Source organism: Neisseria sp. 27098_8_158 (genome assembly GCF_041433145.1).
GTDB classification, from domain to species: Bacteria; Pseudomonadota; Gammaproteobacteria; order Burkholderiales; family Neisseriaceae; genus Neisseria; species Neisseria subflava_E.
In genome coordinates, this window is sequence record NZ_JAPWAZ010000001.1 from 57,609 (window position 1) to 80,743 (window position 23,135).

23 protein-coding genes and 1 tRNA gene are annotated in these 23,135 nt (G+C 48.5%); 9 read left to right on the forward strand and 15 right to left on the reverse strand.

Annotated elements, in window-relative coordinates; all coding sequences use genetic code 11:
* Window positions 1-65 precede the first annotated feature (65 nt).
* Both O3681_RS00275 and O3681_RS00280 read right to left on the reverse strand, forming a co-directional pair.
* Window positions 66-1,403 carry a GTPase/DUF3482 domain-containing protein gene (locus O3681_RS00275; RefSeq protein ID WP_371459012.1) on the reverse strand — a complete coding sequence of 446 codons (1,338 nt, stop codon included), beginning with the start codon at window positions 1,401-1,403 and terminating at the stop codon, window positions 66-68.
* 573 nt (window positions 1,404-1,976) lie between these two features.
* The gene (locus O3681_RS00280) at window positions 1,977-2,438 is read right to left on the reverse strand and encodes a winged helix-turn-helix transcriptional regulator (RefSeq protein WP_079453694.1); all 462 of its coding nucleotides are present in this window, start codon (window positions 2,436-2,438) and stop codon (window positions 1,977-1,979) included.
* Between the two features lie 215 nt (window positions 2,439-2,653).
* Between O3681_RS00280 and alr the strand changes: the two genes are divergently transcribed.
* The gene (alr, locus tag O3681_RS00285) at window positions 2,654-3,712 is read left to right on the forward strand and encodes an alanine racemase (protein WP_371459013.1); all 1,059 of its coding nucleotides are present in this window, start codon (window positions 2,654-2,656) and stop codon (window positions 3,710-3,712) included.
* A 60-nt stretch (window positions 3,713-3,772) separates the two neighbouring features.
* Here the strand turns inward: alr and O3681_RS00290 are convergent, their stop codons facing one another.
* Window positions 3,773-4,516, reverse strand: a complete 744-nt coding sequence (locus O3681_RS00290; protein WP_004520512.1) for a pseudouridine synthase — start codon at window positions 4,514-4,516, stop codon at window positions 3,773-3,775.
* 330 nt (window positions 4,517-4,846) lie between these two features.
* Here O3681_RS00290 and O3681_RS00295 point away from each other — a divergent pair, with 330 nt between their 5' ends.
* Together O3681_RS00295 and O3681_RS00300 are read left to right on the forward strand one after the other, a co-directional pair.
* Complete coding sequence (locus tag O3681_RS00295; protein ID WP_371459014.1) at window positions 4,847-6,928, forward strand: carbon starvation CstA family protein; 2,082 nt, start codon at window positions 4,847-4,849, stop codon at window positions 6,926-6,928.
* The gene (locus tag O3681_RS00300) at window positions 6,918-7,112 is read left to right on the forward strand and encodes a YbdD/YjiX family protein (protein ID WP_371459015.1); all 195 of its coding nucleotides are present in this window, start codon (window positions 6,918-6,920) and stop codon (window positions 7,110-7,112) included. Before O3681_RS00295 ends, O3681_RS00300 begins: the two co-directional genes overlap by 11 nt.
* Window positions 7,113-7,229: 117 nt before the next feature.
* Here the strand turns inward: O3681_RS00300 and O3681_RS00305 are convergent, their stop codons facing one another.
* From O3681_RS00305 to ppsA, 5 genes are all read right to left on the reverse strand, one after another.
* A complete protein-coding gene (locus O3681_RS00305) occupies window positions 7,230-7,520 on the reverse strand; it encodes a chaperone modulator CbpM (RefSeq protein WP_311458310.1) in 291 nt (96 codons plus the stop codon).
* Window positions 7,521-7,535: 15 nt separating this feature from the next.
* Complete coding sequence (locus O3681_RS00310) at window positions 7,536-8,495, reverse strand: DnaJ C-terminal domain-containing protein (RefSeq protein WP_295861760.1); 960 nt, start codon at window positions 8,493-8,495, stop codon at window positions 7,536-7,538.
* A 205-nt stretch (window positions 8,496-8,700) separates the two neighbouring features.
* Complete coding sequence (locus O3681_RS00315; protein WP_295861757.1) at window positions 8,701-9,183, reverse strand: hypothetical protein; 483 nt, start codon at window positions 9,181-9,183, stop codon at window positions 8,701-8,703.
* A 172-nt stretch (window positions 9,184-9,355) separates the two neighbouring features.
* Complete coding sequence (locus O3681_RS00320) at window positions 9,356-10,060, reverse strand: peptidoglycan DD-metalloendopeptidase family protein (protein ID WP_254323124.1); 705 nt, start codon at window positions 10,058-10,060, stop codon at window positions 9,356-9,358.
* A gap of 270 nt (window positions 10,061-10,330) precedes the next feature.
* Entirely contained in the window at window positions 10,331-12,715 is a 2,385-nt protein-coding gene (gene ppsA, locus O3681_RS00325) for a phosphoenolpyruvate synthase (protein ID WP_371459016.1), read from the reverse strand.
* 417 nt (window positions 12,716-13,132) lie between these two features.
* Between ppsA and O3681_RS00330 the strand changes: the two genes are divergently transcribed.
* A complete protein-coding gene (locus O3681_RS00330) occupies window positions 13,133-13,954 on the forward strand; it encodes a pyruvate, water dikinase regulatory protein (RefSeq protein ID WP_036491303.1) in 822 nt (273 codons plus the stop codon).
* A gap of 55 nt (window positions 13,955-14,009) precedes the next feature.
* On the opposite strand, the gene dcd is transcribed toward O3681_RS00330, so the two are convergent.
* The 4 genes from dcd to O3681_RS00350 all read right to left on the reverse strand — a co-directional run bounded on the left by dcd (window position 14,010) and on the right by O3681_RS00350 (window position 16,917).
* Window positions 14,010-14,576 (reverse strand): dCTP deaminase, encoded by a 567-nt coding sequence (gene dcd, locus O3681_RS00335; protein ID WP_003680541.1) that lies wholly within the window; start codon window positions 14,574-14,576, stop codon window positions 14,010-14,012.
* A 126-nt stretch (window positions 14,577-14,702) separates the two neighbouring features.
* Window positions 14,703-15,134 carry a hypothetical protein gene (locus O3681_RS00340; protein ID WP_371459017.1) on the reverse strand — a complete coding sequence of 144 codons (432 nt, stop codon included), beginning with the start codon at window positions 15,132-15,134 and terminating at the stop codon, window positions 14,703-14,705.
* A 22-nt stretch (window positions 15,135-15,156) separates the two neighbouring features.
* Complete coding sequence (locus tag O3681_RS00345; protein ID WP_371459461.1) at window positions 15,157-15,939, reverse strand: ADP-ribosylglycohydrolase family protein; 783 nt, start codon at window positions 15,937-15,939, stop codon at window positions 15,157-15,159.
* 78 nt (window positions 15,940-16,017) lie between these two features.
* On the reverse strand, window positions 16,018-16,917 hold the full coding sequence (locus tag O3681_RS00350; protein WP_004521096.1) for a recombination-associated protein RdgC: 900 nt from the start codon (window positions 16,915-16,917) through the stop codon (window positions 16,018-16,020).
* A 133-nt stretch (window positions 16,918-17,050) separates the two neighbouring features.
* Between O3681_RS00350 and O3681_RS00355 the strand changes: the two genes are divergently transcribed.
* Together O3681_RS00355 and serS are read left to right on the forward strand one after the other, a co-directional pair.
* A tRNA-Glu gene (locus tag O3681_RS00355) sits at window positions 17,051-17,126 on the forward strand.
* A 124-nt stretch (window positions 17,127-17,250) separates the two neighbouring features.
* On the forward strand, window positions 17,251-18,546 hold the full coding sequence (gene serS / locus O3681_RS00360) for a serine--tRNA ligase (protein ID WP_371459018.1): 1,296 nt from the start codon (window positions 17,251-17,253) through the stop codon (window positions 18,544-18,546).
* A 65-nt stretch (window positions 18,547-18,611) separates the two neighbouring features.
* Here the strand turns inward: serS and O3681_RS00365 are convergent, their stop codons facing one another.
* From O3681_RS00365 to O3681_RS00375, 3 genes are all read right to left on the reverse strand, one after another.
* Complete coding sequence (locus O3681_RS00365; protein ID WP_371459019.1) at window positions 18,612-18,851, reverse strand: DUF333 domain-containing protein; 240 nt, start codon at window positions 18,849-18,851, stop codon at window positions 18,612-18,614.
* 129 nt (window positions 18,852-18,980) lie between these two features.
* Window positions 18,981-19,793 carry a basic amino acid ABC transporter substrate-binding protein gene (locus tag O3681_RS00370; RefSeq protein ID WP_070837467.1) on the reverse strand — a complete coding sequence of 271 codons (813 nt, stop codon included), beginning with the start codon at window positions 19,791-19,793 and terminating at the stop codon, window positions 18,981-18,983.
* Window positions 19,794-19,869: 76 nt separating this feature from the next.
* Window positions 19,870-20,121: a hypothetical protein gene (locus O3681_RS00375; protein ID WP_070588139.1), complete on the reverse strand. Its 252-nt coding sequence runs from the start codon at window positions 20,119-20,121 to the stop codon at window positions 19,870-19,872.
* Window positions 20,122-20,286: 165 nt separating this feature from the next.
* Between O3681_RS00375 and O3681_RS00380 the strand changes: the two genes are divergently transcribed.
* The 3 genes from O3681_RS00380 to metZ all read left to right on the forward strand — a co-directional run bounded on the left by O3681_RS00380 (window position 20,287) and on the right by metZ (window position 23,089).
* The gene (locus tag O3681_RS00380) at window positions 20,287-21,093 is read left to right on the forward strand and encodes a hypothetical protein (protein ID WP_371459020.1); all 807 of its coding nucleotides are present in this window, start codon (window positions 20,287-20,289) and stop codon (window positions 21,091-21,093) included.
* A gap of 121 nt (window positions 21,094-21,214) precedes the next feature.
* A complete protein-coding gene (locus O3681_RS00385; protein ID WP_371459021.1) occupies window positions 21,215-21,775 on the forward strand; it encodes a DUF3465 domain-containing protein in 561 nt (186 codons plus the stop codon).
* Between the two features lie 144 nt (window positions 21,776-21,919).
* Entirely contained in the window at window positions 21,920-23,089 is a 1,170-nt protein-coding gene (metZ, locus tag O3681_RS00390; RefSeq protein WP_371459022.1) for an O-succinylhomoserine sulfhydrylase, read from the forward strand.
* The last annotated feature ends 46 nt before the right edge of the window (window positions 23,090-23,135 follow it).

Consider the following 23,135-nt stretch of genomic DNA (forward strand, 5'->3'; position numbering starts at 1 on the left):
TTCTAAAATCAAAAGGCCGTCTGAAACATTTAGGTTTCAGACGGCCTTTTTGTTATGCGGCAATTCTAAGCTTTTAATTTTTCGCTTAAAGTGGCTGCATAGGCTGCGCGTTCGTTACGGCTGGCTTCGGGCTGGTGTGTGTTGAGCGAAGACCATTTGCGGTTGCTACGCGCTTTGTTGAGTTCGCTTGGCAATTTGGCCGCATTCCATGGCGCTTTGCGTTCTTTTAGCTCGATATGCGACTGAGCCGCATGGCCGCGCGTTTGCAAGACGTGCAACAAATCCAGTGCGCGTGCGGCGAGCAGGGTAAGGGTTTCCGGATCGGTATGCAGGGTTTGTCGGCCGTTGATTTTGTCGGTGATGTCTTGGGCATTGGGCAAAATGCCGCCCAACAGTCCGCCGATGGCGGTACCCAAACCAAGCGAGCCGCCAAGCGTGGCAATGTCTAAGCCTAAGCCGATGAGCGCGCCTGCGGTTGCGCCGGTACCGGTACGGATGCCGTAATGTTTGAGCAACTCGCTGTCAAACGGATCTTGTTTGAAGGCTTTGGGCATCCATGTGCTGTCGCTGCCGACTTCGTCGTGATAGAAGCGGTAAAGTGTGAACAGGCGTTGTTGCATTTGCCGCTCAAGTTGGCGGATTTCCGATTGCATGACTTCCAAAGTCGGGGCAGGGTCGTCGTTTTCGGCAATTTCTTGGGTGAATGCGGCGGCATCCAGCAGAAAATCAGCAATTTCACGGCGCGCTTCCGTATCCAGCCGTTGCCACTCGCGACGGCGCATATTGATGAGGCGGTCGAGGATGTCGCGCTTAGGTAACATGGTGGCAAGGTTGTCCCACAATCGGATTTCGCCTTCAAAGTCGAAGGCAACGGTATCGAAACCGGCGTAAACATGCAGGTTTCTGCGGGCGAGCATATTGGTCCAAGCGGTCAGGTCTTGATTTTGGGTGAAGTTGAACACGGGCATGATGGGCTTGGCGCACCAAGACAAAATAGTCAGCTCGTCTTTGTATTTGTCGAGGACGGGTTCCCGCGCATCGATGACGTACATGGCCATATCGCTTTGCATGACTTGGCGCAGCACTTTGGCCTCTTGGTTGAATTCGTGATGCGCTTCATGATTGCTGAGGAATTGCTGAATGCGCTCAATACCGTCATCGCGTGCGGATGTGTGGGTTTCCAGCCAGTCCAACACGCCGCCGGCATCTTCAAGGCCGGGGGTGTCGTAGAGATAAACCAAGCTGTCGTCGCCGTCGTTGATGAGGGCTTCTTCGACATGGCGTGTGGTAGAGGGCGCGTTTTTTACTTCACCGAAGGTGCTGTCGCGCAAAAGCGTACGTAAGAGCGAGGTTTTGCCTGTGTTGGTATGGCCGACGACGGCAAGGGAAAGTGGGGTGGTCATGGTCTTTGGGTTGGGTTGATATGGACTATGAATGTGTGAGTATGGAGCCGTTTATCTTTAGTGGCAATATATGTTTCAGACGGCCCTAAATTCTTTTTATATATGGGCGAAAATAGCAAGAAAAATAGGGGGATAGCGACTTTGTTGTTTTTTAGCAAAATACTTGAAAATAGATGGGGAAACAGTTGACAGGAGGGTAGAAGACAAGGATAATTCGCGCCGTTGAGTTGCTTGATGCAGCTTGATTTTTCTCCTCTATTTCTCCTTTGTAGACTTGGCGCATATCGAAACGGTATGCGCATTTTTTTATCTGCATTGAAACATGATTACATTTAAAATCTGTTAATTGAATAATTAAGAAACTTTACAAGAAAAATACTTGCGCGGTTGAATATCTTGTTGCATAATTCGTTTCGTTAGCTGGTTCGAGTAGTCAGTTAATAGTTTCTCCTCTATTTCTCCTTTGTAGACTTGGCACACATTCTGTCGGATGTGTGCATTTTTTTGCTCATTTAAAATAAAGGCCGTCTGAATGTTGTAATCTTTCAGACGGCCTTTGTGTGTTGAATAGAATTAGATGTCTAATACTACTTCTTCTTTGACTTCTTCCATGACAACATAGCTGCGGCTTTCGGACGCAGCCGGCAGTTGCAGCAGGATATTGCCGAGCATATCGCGATAGGCGGACATATTGGGCAGGCGGACTTTGATAAGGTAGTCGTATTCGCCAGAGACCAAGTGGCATTCCAGAATTTGCGGAATTTTTAGCACTTCGCGTTTGAAGTCTTCAAAAATATTGCCGGATTTGGAACGTAGTTTCAGCTCGACAAAGACCAAGAGGCTTTGGCCTAAAGCATGAGGATTCAGATGGGCGTGATAGCCGGTGATAAGGTTGTCGCGTTCCAAACGGCGGACGCGTTCGGTTACCGGCGTGGTGGAGAGGCCGACTTTTTCAGCCAATTCGGTCATGGGGATACGTGCGTTTTGTTGCAGGAGTTTGAGAATTTTTAAGTCGGTTTTGTCGAGTTCTTTCATGGCCTTGATGTCTGTCGTTTTCATTTGGATTGAATCATAACCTTAAAACAGCCTGAGAAGAAGCATAAATGCCTAAAGGCGCGCATGAGGTCTAAATTATGAATAGATTATTCTTGTGTATTTCATGGAATCCTGTGTAGTTTTTGACCTATAATATTTGCTTCAAAGTAATGGGGCAGGCCGTCTGAAACGGATGCCGATAAGAGGAATACATTATGCGTCCGCTCAATGCGCAAATCCGTTTGGATAATTTACGTCAAAATTATCGTTTTCTCAAAGAGTTGCACGGCAATAAATTGTTGGCTGTGATTAAGGCCGATGCTTACGGGCATGGTGCGGTCAGATGTGCACACGCGTTGGCGGATATTGCCGACGGCTTTGCGGTGGCAACGGTAGATGAAGGCGTGGAATTGCGTCAAAACGGCATTAAAAACCCGATTGTTTTGTTGGAAGGCGTGTTTGAGGCTGCGGAGTATGCGGATGTTGACCGTTATGATTTGTGGCCGGCAATCGGTAGCCAATGGCAGTTGGAGGCGTTTGTGCATCATGAGTGGCAACGTCCGACGACCGTATGGCTGAAAATGGACTCGGGTATGCACCGTGCCGGTTTCTTTCCGCATAACTACGCTGCGGCCCATACTGCATTGAAACAATCCGAATCGGTTGAAAATATTGTGAAATTCAGCCATTTTGCCTGTGCGGACGAGCCGGAAAACGGCATGACCGAAATGCAGCTTGAAGCGTTTGATTTGGCGTGTGAAGGTTTGGAAGGTGAAGAGAGCTTGGCCAATTCCGCCGCGATTTTGAACGTGCCTGAAGCGCGCCGCGATTGGGGACGCGCCGGTCTGGCTTTATATGGTATTTCGCCTTTCGGTGGCGTGGATGATCGTTTGAAACCGGTTATGCGCCTGACTTCCCGCGTTTTCGGCGAGCGTGTGTTGCAGCCGCATTCTCCGATTGGTTACGGCGCAACGTTCTACACCAGCAAATCTACCCGTGTCGGTTTGATTGCCTGCGGCTATGCCGACGGTTATCCGCGTCGCGCTTCCACTAATTCCCCTGTGGCGGTGGATGGCAAACGCAGCCGTATTATCGGCAGGGTATCTATGGATATGATTACGGTTGAGCTGGAAGCCTCGAAAGAGGGCTTGGGCGCGGAAGTCGAGCTTTGGGGCGATGTGATTAATATCAATGAAGTTTCTGAAGTTGCCGGTATGATTCCGTACGAAATCCTCTGCAATATCAAACGTGCGAAGTTTACTTATATTGAGTAATCAGTAAAAGATCAGGCCGTCTGAAATATGTTTTCAGACGGCCTTTTTTATTAGCTGCAATTAAAACGATTCGTCAGCGCGTAAATAACGCCATTTGCCCGGCGGCAGTCGGCCGAGTTTGACTTTGCCCATGCGGATGCGTTTCAAACCGACGACGCGCAGGCCGACCAGTTCGCACATGCGGCGGATTTGGCGTTTTTTGCCTTGTCGCAAAATAAAGCGCAACTGGTCTTCGTTTTGCCATTCGACTTTGGCGGGACGCAATTTTTCTCCGTCCAAACTCAAGCCGTGGTTGAGCAGGGCGAGGCCTTTGTCGTCCAGTTTGCCGCGGACGCGGACGAGGTATTCTTTTTCGCTGCTGCTGTTTTCGCCAATCAGTTGTTTGGCAATGCGGCCGTCCTGAGTGAGTACCAATAATCCGACGGAGTCGATATCCAGGCGGCCGGCAGGGGCTAAGCCGAATTTGTGTTTTTCGCTGAAAGGGATACGACTGTCGTCGCCTTCCCAGTGGTTTTCGGCGGTAATGAGTTCGGCGGCGGATTTATAGCCTTTTTCTGCCTGCGCGCTGACGTAGCCGACGGGTTTGTTCAGAAGGATGGTTACGCGCGCGGCTTGTTTTTCATGGGCTTGTTTGTTGAGGTCGATACGGTCGCGCTCGGTGACTTTTTGACCGAGTACGGCGGTTTGGCCGTTGACTTTGACCCAGCCTTGCTCGATATAGCTGTCTGCCTCGCGGCGCGAGCATAAGCCTAATTGCGCCATGCGTTTGGAGAGGCGCATGGTTTCGGAATCGTTGTTTTGCATGGTATGGCAATATAGAGAAATGGGAATGTCGGATTATAGCATTGACCGTTTGTCAGGCCGTCTGAAAACTGAAGATTTGGGTTTTCAGACGGCCTTTCGTTTGCTATATGTTAAGGAATATTTAGTTTTGAAGTAAAAAATGAAGGGTATATTGTCTGTTTGTGTTAACCTTACGGGCGAACTAATCATTTTGTTTTCAGTCGAATTGGGGTTGAAATGACATTTCACTCATGAAATCATGAAGACTATAATGACTGGTCTTTCTGAAGCGCATTAAGGCAGTTTGTCGCTAAAGCAAGCCTTGGTGCATCACGTTTTAAGGATAAATCAATGAAATCGCTCAAATCATTTTTGATCTGGGGCATTGTGGTTTTGGTAGGCTTGGCCTCCTTTACTACTTTAGCTCTCAGCCGTGGCGAGCAAGTCAGTGCGATTTGGATGGTTACGGCCGCCATTTCGGTATACTGCATTGCCTACCGTTTCTACAGTCTTTACATTGCCAACCGTGTGATGCAGCTTGATCCTAACCGTCTGACTCCGGCAGAACGCCACAATGACGGCTTGGACTATGTTCCCACACATAAAGGCGTACTGTTCGGCCACCACTTTGCCGCTATTGCCGGCGCAGGCCCTTTGGTTGGTCCTGTATTGGCAGCGCAAATGGGTTATCTGCCCGGTACTTTGTGGATTATCTTCGGCGTGGTATTTGCCGGTGCCGTACAGGATATGATGGTACTGTTTGTTTCTATGCGCCGTGACGGTAAGTCTTTGGGCGATATCGTGAAACAAGAACTCGGTACCGTTCCCGGCGTGATTGCATCCATCGGTATTTTGATGATTATGGTCATCATTATGGCGGTGTTGGCGTTGATTGTTGTGAAAGCATTGGTTCACAGCCCTTGGGGTACGTTCACCATCGCAGCGACTATGCCGATTGCCCTGTTTATGGGTATCTACACCCGTTATATCCGTCCGGGCAAAATTGGCGAGATTTCCATCGTCGGCTTTATTTTGCTGATGTTGGCCGTGATTTACGGTGAAGATGTTGCCCATAGCTCCTTTGGTCACTGGTTCGACCTTGACGGCATTCAGCTGACTTGGGCGATTATGATTTACGGTTTCGTGGCTTCCGTATTGCCGGTTTGGCTCTTGCTGACTCCGCGCGACTATCTGTCTACCTTCCTGAAAATCGGTACGATTGCAGCTTTGGCTTTGGGTATCGTTATTGTTAACCCGACTCTGCAAATGCCTGCAGTTACCCACTTTATCGATGGTTCAGGCCCGGTATTCTCAGGTGCATTGTTCCCATTCTTGTTTATTACCATTGCTTGTGGTGCGGTTTCAGGCTTCCATGCGCTGATTTCTTCCGGTACCACCCCAAAAATGGTGGAAAACGAAACCCACGTCCGCATGATCGGTTACGGTGGCATGATTATGGAAAGCTTTGTGGCTATTATGGCTCTGGCTGCCGCCGCTTCGCTTGATCCAGGCGTGTACTTCGCGATGAACAGCCCGGCCGCGCTGATTGGTACAGATGCCAACACAGCTGCCGAGGTCATCACCACTAAACTGAATTTCTCTGTTGATGCCGCAACTCTGTTGCATACTGCTAAAGAAGTGGGCGAAAACACCATTCTGTCCCGTGCAGGCGGTGCGCCAACCCTTGCAGTCGGTATGGCACACATCATGAGCCGTCTGATTCCGGGTGAAGCCATGATGGCATTCTGGTATCACTTTGCCTTGCTGTTTGAAGCCTTGTTCATCCTGACCGCAGTTGACGCCGGTACACGCGTTGCCCGTTTCATGATTCAAGACTTGGGCAGTATCTTCTACAAACCATTCGGTAACACCGACTCTATCCCTGCCAACTTGGTTGCCACATTCTTTGCCGTGGCATTGTGGGGTTACTTCCTCTATACCGGCGTAACCGACCCTCTGGGCGGTATTAACTCGCTCTGGCCGTTGTTCGGTATCGCCAACCAAATGCTTGCAGGCGTAGCGTTGATTATGTGTACCGTTGTCTTGGTGAAAATGAAACGCGACCGCTATGTTTGGGTAACTTTGGTTCCTGCTGTCGGCGTATTGTTCGTAACCTGCTATGCCGGTTTGCAAAAACTGTTCCACAGCGATCCGCGCGTCAGCTTCTTGGCTCACGCAGGCAAATACCGCGATGCCTTGGCTTCAGGCGAAGTCCTCGCTCCAGCTAAAGACATTGGCGAAATGTCACAAATCATCTTCAACGACCAAATCAATGCCGGTCTGACCGCTTTGTTCTTGTCTGTTGTGGTGATTGTCGCCGTGTACGGTTTCCGTACCGCCATGAAAGCCCGTAAAGTCGGCTGGCCAACTGCTAAAGAAATTCCAGCAGTGTACCGCGACGGTAAACAGCCGGAGGCTCAAAGTGAAGCATAAGCTTACCTCTTGGTGGAAAACCATCAAATTGACAGCGAACTTGATGGCCGGTGTCCCAGATTATGAAAACTACGTTGCCCGTCAGCGCAGGCATAATCCCGACGCACCGGTCATGACTGAGCTGCAATTTCAAGACTACTGCCGTAAACGCCGTTGCGGCAGCAACGGCGGACGCTGTTGTTAATTAAGGCATAAAAAGGCCGTCTGAAAATATTTTCAGACGGCCTTTCATTATAGAATATCAATAAACATCAAAAACTTTTTCTTCTCATCAATATTTAATCGAACAACTTGTCGATATTTACTCTTCTTCGAGTAGTACCAGCGGACGCTGTATTTTTCTGAGTTCTTCCACCTCGTCTAACAGCCGCATAATCAGCCCCAATGCGGGAATGCCGGCCTCAAAATCACGGCTTAAGCGTTGTGCGCGACGGATGCGGGCAAGATGAAAACCACTGAAGGTGCTTTTTTCGGGCGTACCATCGATGCTGATGATGTCTTCTGCTATAAGTTCCAACAGCCAATCGCGACGGCAGCGGCTGGCGGCAACGATTTCTTCAAAAGTAAGGGTAATATCGGAGGACTGAATCATAATTTATCCTTTCTCTTATGCTTGTTTTGCGGCAAAGTGTTCGGCCAATTTTTCCCATGCGGCACGGTCGGCTTCGCTCTCTACTGGCGGAACATTAATGCGGATATTAAGATAAAGGTCTCCGGCTTCTTTTGCAGGAATACCTTTGCCTTTAAGGCGGATGCTTTTACCGCTTTGGCTGTTGGCAGGCAGATTGACCTGTAAGCGGCCTGAAGCGGTAGGGACGATGATTTTGCCGCCCAATACTGCTTCCCAAGGTTTGACATCTATTGTTTGATATACGTCTTTCCTGTTTTTGACATATAAATCAGGTTGGTCGTGGAACTTGATTTTTAAGTACAAGTCACCGTTTTCCCCACCGTTGTATCCCGGCAAACCTTGACCGGCCAAACGGATTTGTTGGCCTTCTGCAATACCTTTGGGAATTTTGACGTTGAGGGTTTTATTTTGATAAACCGCACGTCCGTGTTCGTCTAGAGTCGGCACATTCAAAGTCATGCTACGTTCTGCGCCAACATACGCTGCGTAAATATCAATACTCAATTCAGCATGTTGATCCTCGCCTTTTATTGGGCCGAAGGGTTGCTCGGAACGAGTGTGGGATTGGCGGAATGATGAAAACAGATCTTCAAAATTGAAGTCTCCCGCTCCGAACGGCTCGCCTTCATAACGTTCATAGCGGAAGCCACCACCATTGAATCCATTGCCAAACGGATTGCTTCCTTGACCAAACGGATTGCCTCTGGTGCTGCGTCCGTAAGGATTAGCCAACATTTCATCGTATTCGGCCCGCTTTTCTTTGTCGGAAAGCGTTTCGTAGGCATGGTTGATTTCTACCGTACGTTCGGCTGCGTCAGGTTCTTTGCTGACATCGGGGTGGTATTTGCGCACCAGTTTTCGGTAGGCTTTTTTGATTTCGGCCTCATCCGCATCTTTGGCAACGCCCAGTATTTCATAATAGTTTTTTTCTGCCATGTTATTCCTTTGACTGTTAATATACAAAATTCTTATGGTATTAATAATTGAGGGTAGGTATTCTAAAATCAAGGGCGTTAGAAATAAAATTCTCTATTTTTGACAATGATTAATGGATAATTTATTTCTTTGTTTCTAGAGAAATAGAAAATATAAAGGCCGTCTGAAATACGGTATTTCAGACGGCCTTTATCAAATTGGGGTTTTATTTGTCTTGAGCGTTTTTTTGTTCGTTAACAATCCATTGGGCAATATCTGAACCTAAGACTTTAGAAGTGCGATTTAAGACTGCACAAGAGCTTTTATAAACACCAAGCATGCCACCGGAAGAATTGCGGGTGAAGGTTTTTTTATTGACTTCTTCGCCGTCAACATACAAAGTGGCAACGGCTGTAATACTTTTGGCATGGCCGACAAAGGCTACGCCTGCGCTCATGGCGGAAGTGATGGAGATATCTGCGTATGTTCCTTGTTTTTTACCGTCACGGACAATAGTTACATTGCTTTTGGCTGCAGTTTCTTGCAAAGATTTGGACATGACGTTGCCAATTTGTAAACACTCGGAAACGATACGGGTATCGATTTCTTCTGCATGACGGTAAGGAATACTTTCATCAATATGGACATCTGCACTGGCAAATGCAGATGCAAACAAGAGTGCGGTTGCAAGGATGCGGTTAGGAGACATAGTAGGGCACCTAAAATAGAATGTTAAAAAGAGTTGTCATTGTATAATGGCGTTTTCACTCAATCAACATAAGTTAATTTGGTCAATGCTTTGTTGAGATGGGTGTTATGGTAAGACAAATCAAAAGGCCGTCTGAAATAATTTTGTTTCAGACGGCCTTTTGATTGAGGTATTAATTTGTTCTGGTCAAATAAGGCAGGGGATCGACTGCTTTGCCGTTTAGACGTACTTCAAAATGCAGTTTGACGCTGTCTGAATCGCTGTTGCCCATGGTGGCGATAACTTGGCCTGCTTGGACTTTTTGATCTTTTTGTACCAAAAGCGTGTCGTTGTGGGCGTAGGCGGTAATGGTGTAGTCATTGTGGCTGATCAAAATCAGCTTGCCGTAGCCGCGGACTTCTTCGCCAACGTAGATAACGGTACCGGCTGCGGCGGAACGGATTTGTTGGCCTTGTGTGCCTGCAATATCTATGCCTTTGCTGGTTGTGCCGTTGTAGCGTTGGATAATGGAGGATGAAGCGTTATCGGTCGGCCATTGCAGGTTCAATCGGTTGATCGGGGTAACGGCAGTGGTTTGGCGTTGCTGCGTTGCAGTGCTGCGTGGGGCAACATGACGGCGGACGCGCAATACTTGGCCGACTTCGATTTGTGAGGAGTTAGGAAGATTATTCCAGGCAACCAGCGTGTTGACATTTTGTCCGTAGCGTTTGGCGATTTGGGTCAGGGTATCGCCAGGGCGGACTTTGTAGTAGCCGTCAGGTACGGCACGGTTGGAAGAGGTATTGTTGCCGGCGCAGGCTGCCAAGATGGCAATGACGCTGATGAGTGCCAGACGTTTTAAGGCCGTCTGAAAGGTGGAAATAAAGTTTGTATTCATGGGATATTTCAAAATGTATCGTTATGCTGTGTATGATAGATAGGAAGAGTGAAAAAAGGTTCACTCAAAAGGCATGGGGTAAAATGCAGAAAGGCAGTATATTAACATTGAAAATTTGTGGATATGGCGGTATATTTTTTTATCATTTTGATGATAAAGGATTTTTTTATTAAGGTAAAAGAAAGTGAAAGTTTTTTCAGACGGCATTGAATAAGGCAATAAAAATCCCCTGCCGAGATAGATGGGCAGGGGATTTTGGTCTCATCGAACTTATTTGTTCAATTCGTTAGCCAAATACAGCCAAGTTTCAATCACGGTATCAGGGTTGAGCGATACGCTTTCGATACCTTCTTGAACCAGCCATTTGGCAAAGTCCGGATGGTCTGACGGGCCTTGACCGCAAATGCCGACGTATTTGTTTTGTTTGCGGCAGGCAGAGATTGCCAAGTGCAACATCACTTTAACGGCAGGATTGCGTTCGTCGAAGGATTCGGATACCAAACCGCTGTCACGGTCGAGGCCGAGGGTCAGCTGGGTCATGTCGTTAGAGCCGATGGAGAAGCCGTCGAAGTATTGCAGGAATTGTTCTGCCAATACAGCGTTGCTTGGCAACTCGCACATCATGATCAGGCGCAGGCCGTTTTTGCCGCGTTCCAAACCGTTTTCTTTCAGGGCTTTGACAACAGCTTCGGCTTCACCCAAAGTGCGGACGAATGGAATCATGATTTCGACGTTGGTCAAACCCATTTCGTCACGGACACGTTTCAAGGCTTTGCACTCGAGTGCGAAGCAGTCTTTGAAGCTGTCAGCAACATAACGCGCTGCACCACGGAAGCCCAACATTGGGTTTTCTTCGTGCGGTTCGTAGATGCTGCCACCTACCAAGTTAGCGTACTCGTTGGATTTGAAGTCAGACATACGGACGATGGTTTTGCGTGGATAAACCGAAGCAGCCAAAGTTGCCACACCTTCTGCGATTTTATCGACATAGAAGTCGACAGGAGAAGCGTAGCCAGCGATGCGGCGGGTAATTTCCGCTTTCAATTCGTCGTCTTGTTTGTCAAATTCCAACAAGGCTTTAGGATGGATACCGATTTGACGGTTGATGATGAATTCCATACGTGCCAAGCCGATGCCTTCGCTAGGCAGGTTGGCGAAGCTGAATGCCAATTCAGGGTTACCAACGTTCATCATCACTTTGACAGGGGCTTTAGGCATGTTGTCCAAAGCAACATCGGTAACTTGTACGTCCAGCAGGCCGGAGTAGATGAAGCCGGTATCGCCTTCGGCACAAGATACGGTAACTTCTTGGCCGTCTGAAAGCAGGTCGGTAGCATCGCCACAACCTACAACAGCCGGAATACCCAATTCACGCGCGATAATCGCTGCGTGGCAGGTACGGCCACCACGGTTGGTAACAATGGCAGAAGCACGTTTCATTACCGGTTCCCAATCCGGGTCGGTCATGTCGGTAACGAGTACGTCGCCTGCTTCAACGGAATCCATCTCTGAAGCATCTTTCACCAAGCGAACTTTACCTTGGCCAACTTTTTGACCGATAGCTCGGCCTTCGCACAAGACAACTTTTTCGCCGTTGATAGAGAAGCGGCGCAGGTTGCGGCTGCCGTCTTCTTGAGATTTTACAGTTTCAGGGCGTGCTTGCAGGATGTAGAGTTTGCCATCCAAACCATCGCGCCCCCATTCGATGTCCATTGGGCGGCCGTAGTGTTTTTCGATGGTCAGCGCGTAATGAGCCAACTCGGTTACTTCGGCGTCGGTAATGGAGAAGCGTTGACGGTCTTCTGCAGGTACATCAACGTTGGTTACAGATTTACCGGCTTCGGCTTTGTCGGTAAAAATCATTTTGATTTGTTTCGAACCCATGGTTTTGCGCAGGATAGCCGGTTTGCCTGCTTTCAAAGTAGGTTTGAATACATAGAATTCGTCAGGGTTTACCGCGCCTTGTACGACGTTTTCGCCCAGGCCGTAAGAAGAGGTAACGAAAACGACTTGGTCGTAACCGGATTCGGTATCGATGGTGAACATCACACCGGAGGCACCGCTGTCAGAGCGCACCATGCGTTGTACGCCGGCAGAAAGGGCAACGATGTCGTGTTCGAAGCCTTTGTGGACACGGTAAGAAATGGCACGGTCGTTGTACAGGGAAGCGAATACATGGTGCATCGCTTCTTTAACGTTATCCAAACCATTGATATTCAGGAAGGTTTCTTGTTGGCCGGCGAAAGAAGCGTCCGGCAAGTCTTCTGCTGTTGCAGAAGAACGTACGGCAACGGAGATGTCCGCACCGCCGGCATCGGCAACCATTTTGTTCCAAGCTGTTTCGATTTCAGCATCCAGTTGCTCAGGGAACGGGGTATCCAAAATCCATTGACGGATTTCTTTACCCACGCGCGCCAACTCGGCAACGTCTTCAACATCCAGGTGTTTCAGGGCTTCGGAAATACGCTCGCTCAGACCATTGTGAGCCAGGAAAGCACGATAAGCTTCGGCTGTGGTTGCAAAACCGCCGGGAACGCGCACGCCTTTTTCAGTCAGTTGGCTGATCATTTCGCCCAAAGAGGCATTTTTACCGCCCACTCGCTCAACGTCAGTCATACGCAGGTTTTCAAACCAAATAACGTAGTTTTCGGCCATTTGTGTGTCCAATCCAATCCAAAAAATGTTAAAAAAGAAACAAATCCGCCTGCTTATTGTAGCCATTCGTTTGATGGCTGTCATGTGTTTTATCTTTTTAAAAATCACAAATTCGTCTGTGATATTGTGCTTTTCAGGCGTGTAGCCTTCTGAAATGTGAATATCAGATTCATGTTTTTGCGTGTTATCTTCTTGTTAAATATGGAAAACAAAATAAGTTAATAAATTTGATAAACAAGATTTATTTTACAATTTTAGAATAAAATTCTACAAAATAGCAAAAAATAAAATTTTGTGCCAATTTAAAAATTGTTCAAATTTGTTGTAATCCTGTGTAATCTATCGGGAATTGCTTTATTGCAAAGGCTGTAACTGCTATGATTGCCGTCTGAAACGTTACCCTCAAGAGGATTCATTATGACTGATCCACGCCAAGTCTTCTATATTTCCGACCGAACCGGTCTGACCGCTGAAAATATCGGTGAAGCCTTGCTGAACCAATTTGGCAATGTTGAGTTCAAACGCCATACCTATCCGTTTATCGATACGCCTGAAAAAGCACGTGCTGTTGTAGACAAAGTCAACCAGTCAGCTGAAAAATTCGGCGTGCGCCCGATTGCTTTTGTCAGTGTGGTCAATGACGAAATCCGTGAAATCATCAAGAAAGCCAATGCGTTCCATATTAATTTCTTTGAAACCTTTCTCGGTCTTTTGGAAAAGGAACTCAATACGGAGGCGGTTGCCGCCCGGCAGGGGCACCACAGTATCGGCAATACCCAACGCTATGATGCGCGTATGGAGGCGGTCAATTTTTCACTGAATCATGATGACGGTGTCAGCGATAAAAACCTGCAGGAAGCGGATGTGATTTTGATGGGGGTTTCCCGTTCGGGCAAAACGCCGACTTGTCTCTATCTGGCCTTGCAATACGGTATCCGTGCCGCCAACTATCCGCTGATTCCTGATGATTTGGAATCCACAGATTTGCCGCGTATGGTCAAGCCTTATAAAGACAAGCTGTTTGGTTTGACCATTCAGCCTGAACGCTTGCAGGCAATCCGTCAGGAACGCCGTCCTAATTCGACCTATGCCAAAATCGATACTTGCCGCAGTGAGATTGCCGATGCGCAAAATATGTTCAAACGCCACGGAGTACCGTTTACCAATACAACGGATAAATCAGTGGAAGAACTCGCCGTTCATATCTTGCAGGCTTGTAAGCTGAAACGCCGTTTCTAAATGAAATGATAAAAGGCCGTCTGAAACTTCAGACGGCCTTTTTTTATTTTGTATATTAAGTCTTAGGCAAGGTAACACCGGTTTGTCCCATGTATTTACCGTTTCGGTCTTTGTATGAAGTTTCGCAGACTTCATCGCTTTCAAAGAACAAGACTTGAGCCACGCCTTCGCCGGCATAGATTTTGGCAGGCAGGGGGGTGGTGTTGGAAAACTCAAGCGTAACGTAGCCTTCCCACTCCGGCTCGAACGGGGTAACGTTGACGATGATGCCGCAGCGTGCGTAGGTGGACTTGCCCAAGCAGACGGTCAGGACGTTGCGCGGGATGCGGAAATATTCGACTGTGCGCGCCAGGGCAAAGGAGTTGGGCGGAATGATGCAGCAGTCGTCTTCGACGGTTACGAAGTTTTTCGGGTCGAAATTTTTCGGGTCGACGATGGTGCTGTTGATATTGGTGAAGATTTTGAATTCATTGGCGCAACGGATGTCGTAGCCGTAGCTGGACGTGCCGTAGGAGATGATGCGCTGACCGTTGGCCTCTTTGATTTGGTTGGGCTCAAACGGCTCAATCATGCCGTGTTCTTCGGCCATGCGGCGTATCCATTTGTCGGATTTAATGCTCATGGTGGTTGTCCTGGGGTAAGGGTTGTTTGGAAATTCTTTAAAATCAACACAACAGCCTTATAAGCAGGCTTGTTCATTGATGTTTCAGACGGCCTAAAAGCTGGATAAGGCCGTCTGAAAGGCTGTTTATTTGGTTTTGGAAGCGGATTTCTTAGGCAGTTTGACTTCTTTAATCATACCGTCTTCGCATTTCATGATGAAGACTGGTGTGCCGTTTTGGGAGGCGGTAAAGTTTCCGTGCGCCCTACCTTTTTTGAACACGCCCTCCAGCGTCATATTGCGTAATTTGGCGCTGTTGGAGGAGAAAGGTTCGATAAAGGTTTCGCTGTTGCTGGAAATGGTATATACGCCTTTGCCGTCAAATTTACCGTCTTTAAAGGCTCCGACATAGCTGCGGCCGTCTTGGCATTTCCATGTGCCTTTGCCGGATGGTTTGCCGTCTTTGCCGACATCGCCATCGTAAACGCAACCTTTTTCCTGATAAGGATTGATGGTTTCGGCAATGGCAGGCGTACCCAGCATGAAGGCGATAGGGAGTAGGGCGAGGTATTTCATCATTCATTCCTTTTTGCAGGCGGTTTCAGACGGCCTGATATTGAGATTCAAAAGTCAGCAGGGTTTCAGCAATACGGCGTGGCAATATGGCTAAAGCGTGTTCGCGTATGGCCGCAGGGATACCGTAGTAGGCTTCGGCAATACTGCCGGTAATGGCTGCCAAGGTATCGCTGTCTCCGCCTAGGGAAACCGCCAGTCGGATGGCGTGTTCAAAATCATCGCTTTCAAGAAAGGCGGTAATCGCTTGAGGTACGGTTTCCTGACAGCTTTCGTTGAAATGATAATGCGGGCGGATTTGGTCGCAACTTTGGCTCAAGTCGTAGCTGAATTGCCGTGTAATGTTTTCTTTGATTTGCGCTTTGCCCATACCGGTACGCGCCCAAAAGATGGCGGCGGCTACGGCTTGCGCGCCTTTAATGCCTTCTAGGTGGTTGTGCGTTACGATGGCGGATTGCTCAGCAAAATGCAGGGTTTCTTCCAATGTGGCAAATGCCCAACCAACGGCAGAAACACGCATGGCCGAGCCGTTGCCCCAGCTATTATAAGGTTCTGGATCTTTCCATTCTATCCATTGTGAGAAGCGGCCGCCATATGCGCCTTTTGGACAGGGATATGCCCTGCACCAGCCTTGTAAAATAGAGGCCAAATTATCGTTGCAGCCTTGTAAAACCCAATCGGCAATGGCAACAGTGCAAATCGTGTCATCGGTAAAATCGCTGTCGGGGCTGAAAATATCGAAATCGGTGTGGCGGTAGTTGTCAAACTCGAATCGTGATCCAGCAATATCGCCAATGACTGCGCCCAACATCATGACATCCTTTCTGATACTTCTATTTATATTTCAGACGGCCTTTGATATTTCCCAATCAAAAGGCCGTCTGAAAAATTACTCTTGCCAGCCACCCAAATAAGAAACCAGTTCTTCCAACATGGTGCTGATGGCTTCGGTCATCAGGATTTGCGAGGCAAAGGCGAGGCTGGCGGCATCGTCGCCGTTGCTTTCCGCTTCTTCTTGCAAAACGTCCAGATACTGGATGCGTTTGAGCGTAAAGTCTTGGGTAAGGATGAACGCGATTTGTTCTCGCCATACCAAACCAAGCTGGGTAACAGTTTTGCCGTTTTTGACGTGTTGTACCACTTCGTCGGCGGTCAGGTCTTGTTTGGAAACTTTGACGACCGGAACAACATCGCCTACGCCTTTGAGTTCGCAATCGCTGTCCAATTCAAAACCGCCTTCGCAATGGCCTTGCAGCAGCCAGCTGGTCATCAGGGAGGAGGGCGATTGTTTGGTGTTGGGCAGGGCTGCTTCAAGGCCGCCCAAGGCTTCGCGCAGTTTGGTCAGGATATTTTCCGCTTTGGCAGATGCGGCATTGTTGACCAAAAGATACCCGTGGCGCGTGTCGAAAATCACCTGTGTGCGGCTGCTGCGCGTAAAGGCACGGGGCAGCAGGTCGTCAGTAATCTGTTCTTTCAGTTCTTGTTTTTCCTTGCGGCCGACATTACGCGCTTCGTTATTTTGGATTTCCAAAACCTTTTCATCCAAAATATCGCGGATGACGCCGGCAGGCAGGACTTTTTCTTCTTTTTTCAGGGCCACACGCCAAGTGTAATCGGCAGGGAAAACCAGCTCGGGCGAAAAGGAAACCGGCGTGGCAAAGCCTTCGCTAAACCAGTCCAAACCCTGACAATGGGCAAATTCGGATTGCGCCAATTTGTCGGCAAGGACTTCCAATTCGGGCAACTTGTCTTTGTTGAGCGGATAAAAACTGATTTGCTTAAACCACATGGCGAGTTTTCCTTTTTATTAAAACCGGCATTATACAGGGAAAATAACATACGGAAATCGGCAGTATCTTTAAAAATGCAGTAAAGGCGTTGACAGAAGAAAAGGCTTTCTGTATAGTTCGCGCTTCGGTTACGCGCCCATCGTCTAGAGGCCTAGGACACTGCCCTTTCACGGCGGCAACCGGGGTTCGAATCCCCGTGGGCGTGCCAGGATTCTTAAAAAACGCTCCTGCTTTTGCAGGGGCGTTTTTTGTTTTCAGACGGCCTGTCGCTGTGAAAATATCTTTAAATTGGTTTACAATAATGCCATTCTGAATCTTAACGAGAGAAAACAATGTTAGACATCCAATTGCTCCGCAGCAATACCGCCGCAGTTGCAGAACGTTTGGCCGCACGCGGTTATGAGTTTGATACCGCGCGTTTCAACGCTTTGGAAGAGCAACGCAAAGCCGTTCAAGTGAAAACAGAAGAGTTGCAGGCTTCGCGCAACAGTATTTCCAAACAAATCGGCGTGTTGAAAGGCCAAGGTAAACACGAAGAGGCTCAAGCTGCAATGGATCAGGTTGCCCAAATCAAAGCGGATTTGGAGCAGGCTGTCGCTGATTTGGATGCCGTTCAGAAAGAATTGGATGCTTGGCTGTTGAGCATTCCGAACCTGCCGCACGAGAGTGTTCCTGTCGGTAAAGACGAAACTGAAAACGTTGAAGTTCGCAAAGTTGGCACGCCGCGCGAATTTGACTTTGAAATCAAAGACCATGTTGATTTGGGTGAGCCTTTGGGCTTGGATTTTGAAGGCGGTGCGAAACTTTCCGGCGCGCGCTTTACCGTCATGAAAGGCCAAATCGCCCGCCTGCATCGCGCTTTGGCTCAGTTCATGCTGGATACGCACACGCTGAAACACGGCTATACCGAACATTACACGCCTTACATTGTGGATGACCTGACCCTGCAAGGTACGGGTCAACTGCCTAAATTTGCAGAAGATTTGTTCCACGTTACCCGCGGCGGTGATGAGAGTAAGAAAACGCAATATCTGATTCCGACTGCTGAAGTAACGCTGACCAATACTGTTGCCGACAGCATCGTGGCCGGCAGTGATTTGCCGTTGAAATTAACTGCGCATTCCCCATGTTTCCGCTCCGAAGCGGGCGCATACGGCAAAGACGTGCGCGGTTTGATTCGCCAACATCAATTCGACAAAGTGGAAATGGTGCAAATCGTTCATCCGGAAAAATCATACGAAGCGCTGGAAGAAATGGTCGGACACGCTGAAAATATTTTGAAAGCGTTGGAACTGCCCTACCGCGTGATTACTTTGTGTACCGGCGACATGGGCTTCGGCGCAACCAAAACGTATGACTTGGAAGTCTGGGTTCCTGCGCAAAACACCTACCGCGAAATTTCCAGCTGCTCCAACTGCGAAGATTTCCAAGCTCGCCGCATGAAAGCGCGTTTCAAAGATGAAAACGGCAAAAACCGCTTGGTACACACTTTGAACGGCTCAGGCTTGGCAGTCGGCCGTACTTTGGTGGCTGTTTTGGAAAACCATCAAAATGCCGACGGCAGCATTAATGTTCCTGCTGCGTTGCAACCGTATATGGGCGGCGTGACCAAATTGGAAGTAAAATAATCGTTGTTTAAATAAAAAGGCCGTCTGAAACTTGGGTTCAGACGGCCTTTTCTATGATTGAACAATTATTTGTTATGTTGACGGAAATATTCCCATTCTTCGACAACGGTACCGTCAGGCAAGTGGCACACGCCGTATTCGTTGCCGTCTTTGTCTTTTTTGATTTCGGATTTGCCGCCTTGTTTGACGCAGAACTCAGAAGCCGGATTGGCCACGCCGACGTTGGGGGATTCTTGTTTTTCAGAAGCGGAGCAGGCAGCCAAAGTAGTGGCGGCAGCGAGGCTGAGGATAAGGGGTTTGATCATGGCGTGTCTTTCATTTGAAGGATAAAAACAAGCGGATTATAGGGGAGGCTTGCGTTTAATGACGTTAACCAGATTAAAGGCCGTCTGAAAAGTTTTCAGACGGCCTTGAGTTTAAGAAGTTAAACCGGATTATTTGGCTGCTTCGGCTTTTTCTGTTTTTTCGCCTTCTTTAGCAAAGTATTTGGCGTAAATTTTGTCGTATTCGCCACTTTCGCGTACTTTTTTCAGCGCATCGTTCAACATTTTGATGGTGGCTTCGTCGCCTTTGCGTGCAGCGATGCCGTAGTTTTCGATGGTGAAGTCAGGCAGGGAGATGAAATCCAAGCCTTTGGTCGGGTTGTTTTTCACATAGTTGGCAATGACCGCGCTGTCGCTGACGACGGAGTCCAGACCGCCGTTTTCCAATTCTTTGATAATCAGGGGAACGCTTTCAAAGCGGGCGATTTTCGGATTGTCGTTGCCCAAGAGTTTGGAAACGGAGAAGTCGCCGGTGTAGCCGGTTACCACGCCGACTTTGGCCATGTTTTTCAGGTCTTCGGAGGAAGCTACTTTTTTGCCTTTGGGAACGAGGACAACTTGGGTGATTTCAAAGTATGGGTCGCTGAAGAGCATGCTTTGTTTGCGGTCGTCAGTGATGGTTACGCCGGACATAACGATGTCCACATCGCCGTTGTTCAGAGAAGGGAAGAGGCTTTCCCAAGGCTGGTGTTTGAATTCGACTTTGAAGTTGCCGGCTTTGGCCATGGCATTCATCAAGTCAACGTCAAAACCTTCCACTTTGCCGGCAGAATCCAAAGATTCGAATGGGGCAAACTCGGCATTGGAGCCGACGCGGTACACTTTATCAGCAGGAGCAGAGGCATTGTTGCTTTGACCGCCGCAGGCAGTCAGGGCAAGGGCGGAACAAGCGAGGGCAGTGGCCAGCCATTTTTTCATGTTCATGATATGTGCTTTCTTAATAAAATGTTAACGGATAAAATCTTAGTTTAGCATAATTTTGTGAACAAACTAGCCGAAATCAGTGGTCTTTTTCTCGGAAAAATGCGTAGGTTACGTCATGGAAGAGGTCGGTGTGCGGGCTGTCTTCGTAGCTCAATTCCGCCAACGCGTCTTCAAAGGCAAGCTGGATGGATTCTACGGCATCGTTGGCCATGTCGGAGGGCAGGGAGCGGATGAGGCCTTTGAGTGCGGTGGCGAGGACGTGGTTTTGCATACGCAAAACGTCGTTGGCTTCTTCCAAGTATTCGAGGCGTTGTTCGATGCTGCTCATGATGTATCCTTGAGGGTGTATTAAATAAAATAGTGATTATATAGTGAATTAATATTAAAATGTTACGCTTGCGCCGGCTTGCCGGATATGTCCAACCATCGGCCGCAGTTCAAGCGTTTTTTGTTTGAATGCGGTTCACAATAAAAATGAAAAAACGAGATTATTATGGAAAACAACCGTCTTGACCCCACAGCCCTCGAGGAAGAAGACCTGAATTGGGAAAAACGCTTGGAAAGATTGCGTCAGGCACGACAATTCAATACCGCGCCGACCCATGCGCCATTGGTCAAAAAATCGGAAGAGGCTGTCGATGTCGCGCCTAAAACCGCGCCTAAAAAAGAATATAAACTGGATGCCGACAATCGCGAAAAAGTGCTGCAGGAGTATTTGTACCGCTGGCAGCTGGAACACAATACCGCCCTTGCCGAAGATGGCGAAGCAGTGGAAACCGATGCGATGGTGGTCTTGCAGGACAACTGGTTGAGCGCGCAATCGGCATTGCAGGCTGCGGCTTCAGACCGTCATATCGAATCGACGCGCACCGTCAGACTGAATCCGAAATCGGGTGCCGTAGATTTTGATGTGGCTGAAGCAGAAGAAACTGAAAAATTGGAAAATGATGATGCGCAAGCGGCTGAAGGGGCGGCTTCAGACGGCCTTGAACCTGAAAAAGAACCGGCCGTCAATGTCCATATCAATGTTTTGAACCCGCAGGCGATTGGCCGTCGGGAAGTATTCTGCGTTTCTGAAAAAGATTTGACCGAGCGTCTGATTAAACGTTTGCGCCCCCATGTGGCCGATGCAGTCAACGGCATGATTCGGATTGCCGTGCAAAAACAAATGGCCGTGTTCACTTACCAGTTGCAGCAAATGCTCAACGAGCAGGCGCCGGGTTTGGTGGAAGATGTATTGGAACACAACGTCAAACGTATTCTGGACGATATGAAGGTTGAAATGAAATACCGCCGCTGAGTATCCGGGCCGTCTGAAAAGTTTCAGACGGCCTTTGGCATAAATTTCCCTTAAAATTTTGCGAAGCGTGTATAATGGCGGCTCACGTTTTCGTGATAAATATCCTTTCTAAATAGTTGATATGCCCGATGCAGAATCGGGCATTTTTTTTGAGATTGTTATGAATAAAAACAAAATCATTGTATTGCTGATTGCTCTGGTTGCCGTATTTGCCTATAACAAAATACAAAACAAGCAGCCGCTACAATCGCAGCATCAGCAGAAAATAGAAACCGTTCAAAAACAAAACAATGCGGGCGGAGAAAACGCCGATACGGCTCAACAGCAAACCGGTTCGGGCAAACAATCGGCAGAAGTGGTTTTGAAACAGGCGTTTGAAAACGAACAAAGCGATATTCAGGTTGAGGGCGAGGGCACGGTATGGAAAACCCTGCCGGATGACAACAAAGGTACGCGCCACCAACGTTTTATCTTGAAGCTCTCCAGCGGCCAGACGCTTTTGGTGGCCCACAATATCGACCTTGCCGATAAGATTAAGGGTTTGAAAAAAGGCGATAAAGTAGCGTTTTACGGAGAATATGAATGGTCGGAGCAGGGCGGCGTTATCCATTGGACGCACCATGACCCGTCAGGCCGGCATACTGACGGCTGGTTGAAACACGACGGCCGCCTTTATCAGTAAAAACGGTTTTCCTGTTTTTTCAGACGGCCTGAAACACGGCCTTCGGCTTGAAAGATGGTAGAAATCGGCGCAAAATGTTAACAAGTTAAACAGACGGAAAAATATTGTTCCGTCCATTGGAATACACAGTAGATTGGAGAATAAATGAACAAAAAACTTCATCCGCAAACGCTGGCCATCCGGGGCGGCAAAGAGCAGACCGAATATCGCGAACACAATCAGGCGCTGTTTTTGACCAGCAGCTTCATGTGGGAAAGCGCGCAACATGCGGCAGATTTGTTTTCCAAAAAAATTAAAGGCTTTACCTATACCCGTACAGCCAATCCGACTACTGCCGCTTTTGAAAAACGCATTGCCGCATTGGAAGGCGCAGAACGCGCGGTAGCCACTTCGACCGGTATGTCCGCAATTCAGGCAGCGTTTTTTACCTTCTTGCAAGCAGGCGACCACGTTGTTTCCAGCCGCAGCCTGTTCGGCACGACCGTCGGTTTCATCAACAACATCGTTACCAAGTTCGGCATTGAAGTCAGCCATGTGTCGCCGGTTGATGTAGATGAATGGAAAGCGGCCATCAAGCCCAATACCAAACTGTTTTTCTTGGAAACTCCGTCCAACCCATTGGGCGGAGTTGCCGATTTGGAAGCGCTGGCTGAACTGGCGCACAGCATCGGCGCGCTTTTGGTGGTGGACAATAGCCTCTTATCGCCCGTCGGTTCTCAGCCTTTGAAACACGGTGCGGATATTTCCGTTTCTTCCGCAACCAAAGCCATCGACGGCCACGGCCGCGTGATGGGCGGCGTATTGGCCGGTTCGGAAGAGCTGATGACGCAAGTTGCCATATATTGCAACTCTTGCGGTTTGGCGATGTCTCCGTTTAACGCATGGCAGTTGTTGAGCGGTGTAGAAACCTTATCGCTGCGTATGGAAAAACAGTTCGACAATGCATTAAAAATCGCCCAATGGCTGCAACAACAGCCGCAAGTCCAAGCCGTATATTACACCGGTTTGCCCGACCATCCGCAGGCAGAGCTTATCCGCAAGCAACAAAACGGTGGCGGCATCGTCATCGGCTTTGAAGTCGCCGACCAAGAATCCGCATGGAAAGTCGTGGACGGCGTGGAGCTTTTCTCCCGTACTGCCAACCTCGGCGATGTGCGTTCAACCATCACCCATCCGTGGACAACCACGCACGGCCGGATGCAGCCTGAAGAAAAACTCGCCGCCAATATCCGCCCGGGCTTGATCCGTCTCTCTGTCGGTTTGGAACACATCGACGATTTGATTGATGATTTGCAACAAGCATTGAACAAATAATCTAAAAACAAATTTCAGACGGCCTTAAATTTTAATAGGCCGTCTG